This window comes from Cupriavidus sp. HPC(L) (assembly GCF_000307735.3).
GTDB lineage: Bacteria > Pseudomonadota > Gammaproteobacteria > Burkholderiales > Burkholderiaceae > Cupriavidus.
Map to the genome: position 1 here is coordinate 1 of NZ_AMPR02000163.1, position 6,941 is coordinate 6,941.

Sequence of the window (6,941 nt, forward strand, 5' to 3'; positions counted from 1 at the left end):
GCAGCCGGAGGCGGCGCGGGCGGCGCGTCGCCGTCCCCGCCGCAGCCTGCCACCGCCAGGGTCATCGCGGCGAGCGCGGCCATCGCCGGCGCGCGCCATGGGACTGGTTTGTCCATCTCGTCTTCTCCGTTCGTTCGGCAACGCATCAAGGCAGCACCGGGTTGGCCTGGGCCCGCGCGATTGCGCGCTGCGCATCGGCGGGCAGCAGGAAACGCTGCGCCACCAGCGCATCGGCCGCCGACCGCAGCTTCGCCAGATAGCCCGCCTGGTCGCCGTACAGCGCCTCCAGCGAAGGCCGCTGGTCGCCGGCCGCCGTGCGCGCGGCCTCGGTCTTGTGGAACGGGAGATAGCTGCCGCCCAGATTGACCAGATCGACGATGCCCGGCGTGGCGACGTAGTTGAACTCGAGGCTGGTGCCGATCGGTACCTGCACATCGAGCGAGCGGATGCCCGCCTTCGCGAGCCCGGTCGAGGGATCGAGCTGCGGCACCAGGATCGCGTAGTCGCGGCCCAGATAGGCGGGCGGCAGCACGGTGGCGATGCCCGACTCGTCCTGCGGCCGGTACTGCGGGCCGTAGTCCAGCAGCGGGAAGCCGTTGTAGCGGCCGAGGTACTGGAAGTCCGGGATCGGCACCGTTCCGCTCGGGCCGGTGAAGCTGACGCCCTTGATCACCGGCACCTGCAGCTGGTCCGGACGCACCAGCGTACCGTCGGCGATGCGCGGCACCTGGCTGTCCGGCGGCGCGATGTCGCGCGCAACCCAGTCCTCCAGCGCAATGAACAGCGCGCGGAAGGTATCGGCGAAGTCGATCATCGAGCCGGCCGGATAGACGGTCTGCGCGGGGTTGTAGTTGATCTGCGCCGAGCGGCCGCCGTGCTGCGTGCTGGCGTAGTAGTAGATGCGCGCGTTGTCCGGCTGCGTCAGGTCGGTGAAGCCGTAGGCGTCGGTCAGCACCGGCGAGCCCTGCAGCTGCCAGAACTCGGTGCCCGACATGCCGAGGAAGAAGCGCGGGCAGGTCTGTGTCTCGCTGCAGCGCTTCATCACGCCACCGGTGCGGCCCGCGACGGCGTCCTCATAGTCGGCCGCCAGGCCGCGCGGCGCGGTCTGGCCGAACGCCCGATGGTCGGTGCGCAGGCCACCGCCGCCGCCAGGCACCGCGAAACGCGTGTTGATATTGGTCTGGCGCGCGGCGACATGCGCGAAGATGCCGTCGAACACCTTGCCGCCGTCCAGCGCCGCGTTGAAGCCCAGATGCAGGAAGGTCTTCATGGCATTGCCCGACTGCGAGGTGCCCTGCCCGATCGCGTAGCGGATCGCGCCGGCGATCGGATTGGGCGTGCCGGCCGCGTCGGCGCTGCGATGGCGGAAGAAGGTCACGGTGTCGCGCAGCGCCGCGAGGCCCACGCCCATCACCTTCGGGTCCTTGGCTACGTAGGTGATCTCGTACAGATAGCCCGGCTGGAAGCCGTCCTTCAGGCAGACCTTGCTGCCGTCGGGCTTGCCGGGAAACGGCGCGCCGCTGGCGCCGCAGTCCGCGAACTTCCATTCCGACGGTGCGATCGGCACGCGCGGATCGGTCTCGTTGACGCGGCGTGTCAGCGTGTAGCCCGGCTGCGTGTTGTCCAGGCTCGCCGGTGCGTACGGAATCATCGAGCCGTTGAAGACACCGCCGGGCAGGCTCATCGTCGAGGTCGCGACGCTCGGCACCAGCTCGGCCGCGTACGGACCGGTGATGCTGCTGCCGTCCTTGTTGCGCGCCACCGGCACGCTCAGCGTCAGCCGCGCCGGCGAGCTCTTGGGCACGTCGCCCTGCCAGGCCGCGTACAGGAACACATAGCCGCGTTCGAAATAGACCGCGTCGCCCGGTACCGCGGCGGGGTTCGGCATCGTCAGGATATTGCCGCGATTGGGCGCGTCGTAGCGCAGCACGCCGCCGGCCTTGCCGATGTCCTTCGGCTTGAGCATCACGAACTCGGTGGTGTACTCGACCATGCCGCGCGCATTGACCGGCGCCAGCTCCAGGTCCTGGATCACCGCGTTGCGCGGGTCCTTCGGATCGACCTCGCCGTGCAGCGAGCCGGTCAGCTTCTCGTAGGCGCCAACGCTGCCGAAGCTGCCGGGAAAGTCCTCGCGCGCGGAGATCGTCAGCGTGATCGCGGGCGTCAGCGGCTGCCCGCCGCCGGGCGGCCCACCGGCCGGCGGGCCATCATCGTCGCTGCCGCAGCCGGCCAATACGGACGCCGCGGCCGCCGCGGCCGCCGCGGCCAATACCCATCCCATCGCCCGCGCCGTACCGACGCGGCGAGCGTGCCTGATCTCCATGTCTTCTCCTGCCCTGGTGGTTCTTCTTCGGGTCGCTTGTCTTCACGCCCACTGACGGAGCGTTGGCGCCAAGTCTAGGAAGGAGATTGATCGGAGAGAAATGGATAATCTCGATGGATTTAGCGGGTTTTTGGGGGAATGGGGGATGGGGAGTTTTCGCGTGCGGGGACCATGTCGGTCTGCGTGGCGCGGCTGCCCTCTCCCCCTGCCCCTCTCCCGCAGGCGGGAGAGGGGAAAAGACCAGCGCGGGAGAAGACCGGCGCGATACCAGGCTTCGCTCGCGGCATTGGTCCCCGCCGACGGGATCCTTCCCTCCCCTCAGGAGGAGAGGGCCCGGGAGAGCGAGGTGGTATTCAGCGCCCCGCCGCCCCCGCCAACGCCGCAATGCGCTCCGGCGCGACGCCGGCCTCGCGCAACACCTCCTCGGTATGCTCGCCCAGCGATGGCGCGGGCCGCCGGATCGCGGTGGGCGTGCGGGCAAAGCGCGTGGTCGGCCGCACCTGCCGGATCGGACCGACCGCCGGATGCACGGACTCCTCGAACAGTCCCACCGCCGACAGGTGCGGATGCTGCGGCAGGTCCTCGAGCCGATAGATCGGCGTGGCGGGAATATCGAGCCGCTCGCACAGCGCCATCCATTGCGCGGTGGTGCGCAGCGGCGCCAGCTCGGCCAGATGGCCGTACAGCGCCTTGATGTTGGCGTTGCGCTCGCGGCGGCTGGCGATCCGATAGCGCTCGGCCAGATCGTCGCGTCCGAGGTCATGGAAGAACGCCTTCCAGTGCCGCTCCGTGTAGGGCAGCATGCTGATCCAGCCATCGGCGGTGCGCACCGGCTTGCGGCCGCCTTCGAGCAGGCGCGCATAGCCGGCCTTGGCGGTCGACGACGGGAACATCATGCCGCCCATATGCTCGGTCAGCACGAAGGCGGCCATCGTCTCCAGCATCGGCACCTCGACGTACTGGCCCTCGCCATGCCGCTCGCGCCGGAACAGCGCGGCCAGCACCGCGTTGGCGACCGCCAGTCCGGTGGTCTTGTCGGCGATCAGGCTGGGCAGGTAGTCCGGCTCCGCGCCGGCCGCGCTGGCGGCGCCGACGAAGCCGCAGGCCGCCTGGATGATGTCGTCGAACGCCGGCTTGTCGCGGTGGGGACCGTCCTGGCCGAAGCCCGGCGCGGCGCAATAGACAATGTCGGGGCGCAGGCGCGCGACCGCCTCGTAGCCGAAGCCGAGCCGCTCGATCGCGCCGATCCGCATGTTGTGGACCAGCACGTCGACCGTCGGGATCAGCGCGCGCAGCGCGGCGGCGCCCTGCTCGTCCTTCAGGTCCAGCACCACCGAGCGCTTGTTGCGATTGAGCGCAAGGAAGATCGAACTCATGCCCGCATGCTCGACCACGCCGTTGGCGCGCATCAGGTCGCCCTCCGGCGCTTCGATCTTGATCACGTCGGCGCCCATGTCGGCCAGCACCTGCGTGCCCATCGGCCCCAGCACCACCGACGACAGGTCCAATACCCGCACGCCGTCCAGCGGCCCGGCCACGGCGGCCCGGCCGCCTCCGTTGTATTCGTTCACTGACGCACTCCTGTGATGCCGCATCAGCGGCGCTGAAAATTGGGCAGGCGTCGTTCCGCCATTGCGGCCACGCCTTCGCGGAAGTCCTCGGTCGGGAACTGGGTCAACTGGACTTCCAGTTCGTGCCGGTTGATCTGCGCGATGCGATCGGCCAGGCCGGCACGCAGCGTGGCGCGCGTGCTCTCGACGGCCAGCGGCGCGGAGACCGCGATCTCGCAGGCGAGCGCGTGGGCGCGCGCCAGCACGTCGGCCTGCTCGACAAGCTCGTCGGCCAAGCCCATCTCGACCGCGGTCGCACCGTCGATGCGGCGGCCGGTGTAGAACAGCAGCGCGGCGCGCTGCTCGCCGATCAAGCGCGGCAACGTCAGGCTCAGGCCGAAGCCCGGATGAAAGCCCAGCCGGTTGAAATTGACGCTGAAGCGCGCCTCGCGGCAGGTCACGCGGAAATCGGCGACCAGCGCGAGCCCCACGCCGGCGCCGATCGCCGCGCCATGCACCGCGGCGACGATCGGCTTGCGCGTGCGGAACAGCCGCATCGCCTGCCGGTAGAACGGGCTCGGGTCGCGCCGGACCGAGGGGTCGGGCGTGCCGAAGTCGGCGCCGGCGCAGAACGACTTGCCATCGGCGGCCAGCACGATGGCGCGGCAGTCGTCGTCGCCGTCGATCTGCTCGAAGGCGTCGGCCAGTGCCGCCATGCAGTCGACATCGACATGGTTATGGGGCGGGCGCTGCAGCACCACGTGCGCGACGTGGTCCTGCGGCAGCCGGCGCAGCGAGACGGAAGAAGTGTTGTCCATGGCAGTGGGCTATGACAAGGAAGTCGGTGACAAGGGAAGTCGGTGACAGTGACGGTGAAAGCGGCTTGGGAAATTGCCGATGGGCCGCGCGGCGCAGGTCCGGGATAATGTCGGCACCCGTCCGGACGGATCGATCCGGGCCAGCCAATCGAAAGCGGGCGCAGGCTGCGGCTTGCCGGACCCGCTCACCAGGAGCGCAACGCGAATCGAACGATGCCTAGCGGAGACCATCGACAGGGCGAGCCGACGCCCGCCAGCGACCACCGGCGCCTGCCGCTGGCCGAACTGCGGCACAAGGACCTGAACCTGCTGGTCGTGCTGGCCGCGCTGCTGGAAAGCCGCAGCGTCAGCGAGGCGGCGCGGCGGCTCGACAGCAGCCAGCCATCGACCAGCCGCATGCTCGAGCGCCTGCGCGAGGAATTCGGCGACCCGCTGCTGATCAAGAGCGCGGCCCGCATGCTGCCGACGCGCCGCGCGCAGGAACTGCAGCAGGCGCTGGACACCGCGCTGCGCACGATCGAAAGCATCTACACGCAGACCGATCGCTACGACCCCGCGCAGGAGACCGGCTCCTACGCGATCGGCATCAACGACTCGCTGCAGGCGCTGATCGCGCCGGCCTTCCTCGCCAGGCTGCGCCAGGTGGCGCCGCGCGCGCGGGTGCGCATGCATCCGGTGCCGATGCCCAGCGGACTGAGCGCGATGACCAGCGGCGCGATCGACGTGATGGTGGCGTTCTACCCGGTCGAATCGGAGGCGCTGCGTTCGGAGCTGCTGTTCAACGCGCCGTTCGGCTGCCTGTGCGATGCCGGCAACGCCCATCTCGGCAGCACGCCGGGCGCCGCCGAGCTCGCGCCGCTGCCGTGCCTCGACATCTCGCAGTTCGGTGTGGTCACCCGCATGGTCGACCGCTACTTCGCCAGTCACGGGCAGCAGCGCCATATCGCCTGCACGATGACCAGCTACCTGGCCGTCGCCGACGCGATCACCGGCACCGACATGTACGCGATGGTGCCGGGCTATCTGGCGCCGGTGCTGTGCCGGCATCCGGGCGTGCGCTTCATTGCGATCGACGACCCGGCACTGGCCATCCCGGTGCACCTGTGCTGGCACAACAACGTCCATACCCATCCTTTCGTCTCCCTGCTGCGCACGATGCTGACCGAGGTCGCCCGCGGCCTGCCGGTGTAGTCGTTATTCGGTCATTGCGTCATTCCGGCTGGATGCCCGCGGCCTGCGCGACCCGCCGGAAACGCGCGATCTCGGCCTGATGGAAGGCGCGCATCGCCTGCGGGGCATAGGGCATCAGGTCGCTGCCCTTGGTGGCCAGGAACGCGATCGACTCGGGCGTCTTCAGGATCGACTGCATCGCGCCCGCCAGCTTGTCGGCAATGTCGTCCGGCGTCTGCGCCCGCACGTAGAACGAGACCCAGCTGTACTGCACGTAGTCGGGATAGCCGAGCTCGCGCACCGACGGTACCTCGGGCAACTCGTGATGGCGCTTCTCGCCCGACACCGCCAGAGCCCGCACCTTGCCCTGCCGGATCAGCGTCAGCGCGCCGCTGGTGTCGACCACCGCGAGATCGAGCTGCCTGCCGATGATGTCGGTCATGATCTGCGCCTGGCCCTTGTAGGGAATATTGACCAGCTTGATGCCGGCCAGATTGCCGAACCATGCTGCGGCCAGCCGATATCCCGCCGAATAGGTGCCGACGCTCAGCGGCTTGGCCTTGCCCGCGGCGACCACATCGGCGAGCGTCTTCCACGGGGAATCGACCGGCACGAGGAACACGTTCATGTTCCGGCTCAGGCCCGCCACCGGGCGCAGATCGGCAAGCGGGTCGTAGGGCAGGTTCTTCAGCACGATCGGATTGACCGACAGTGGCGAATTGCTTGCCAGCAGGATCGTGTAGCCGTCGGCCGGCGCGCTCTTCAGCGCCTGGATGCCGATCACGCCGTTGGCGCCGGGGCGGTTCTCGACCACCACCGGCTGTCCCAGCACGCGGCCCAGCGCTTCGCCGTAGAAGCGGGCCGACGAATCCGAGCCGCTGCCCGAGGTGAACGGCACGATGATGCGCAACGGCCGCGAAGGAAATTCGCTCGCCGATTCCGCGGCGGCGATGCCGCTGGCGGCGGCACTGGCAAAGGCGACGCTGGCCAGCAGCAGCGCCCGAAGCAAACCCGGTACTCGCATCGATGTCTCCTGAAGTGGGCTGGTTTGTCCCTGTGTTGTTTGCGGTGGGGCGATCC

The 6,941-nt window shown here is 69.3% G+C and carries 5 protein-coding genes; 1 reads left to right on the forward strand and 4 read right to left on the reverse strand.

What is annotated here, in order from left to right; translation table 11 throughout:
* Positions 1-145: 145 nt before the first annotated feature.
* From B551_RS11220 to B551_RS11230, 3 genes are all read right to left on the reverse strand, one after another.
* Positions 146-2,281 (reverse strand): alpha/beta hydrolase domain-containing protein, encoded by a 2,136-nt coding sequence (locus tag B551_RS11220; RefSeq protein ID WP_043438945.1) that lies wholly within the window; start codon positions 2,279-2,281, stop codon positions 146-148.
* A gap of 395 nt (positions 2,282-2,676) precedes the next feature.
* A complete protein-coding gene (locus B551_RS11225; RefSeq protein WP_006578807.1) occupies positions 2,677-3,894 on the reverse strand; it encodes a CaiB/BaiF CoA-transferase family protein in 1,218 nt (405 codons plus the stop codon).
* Between the two features lie 23 nt (positions 3,895-3,917).
* Entirely contained in the window at positions 3,918-4,691 is a 774-nt protein-coding gene (locus B551_RS11230) for an enoyl-CoA hydratase/isomerase family protein (RefSeq protein WP_006578808.1), read from the reverse strand.
* Between the two features lie 213 nt (positions 4,692-4,904).
* Here B551_RS11230 and B551_RS11235 point away from each other — a divergent pair, with 213 nt between their 5' ends.
* On the forward strand, positions 4,905-5,882 hold the full coding sequence (locus B551_RS11235; protein WP_006578809.1) for a LysR family transcriptional regulator: 978 nt from the start codon (positions 4,905-4,907) through the stop codon (positions 5,880-5,882).
* Positions 5,883-5,901: 19 nt separating this feature from the next.
* On the opposite strand, the gene B551_RS11240 is transcribed toward B551_RS11235, so the two are convergent.
* Positions 5,902-6,885, reverse strand: a complete 984-nt coding sequence (locus tag B551_RS11240; protein ID WP_043438942.1) for a tripartite tricarboxylate transporter substrate binding protein — start codon at positions 6,883-6,885, stop codon at positions 5,902-5,904.
* Positions 6,886-6,941 lie beyond the last annotated feature (56 nt).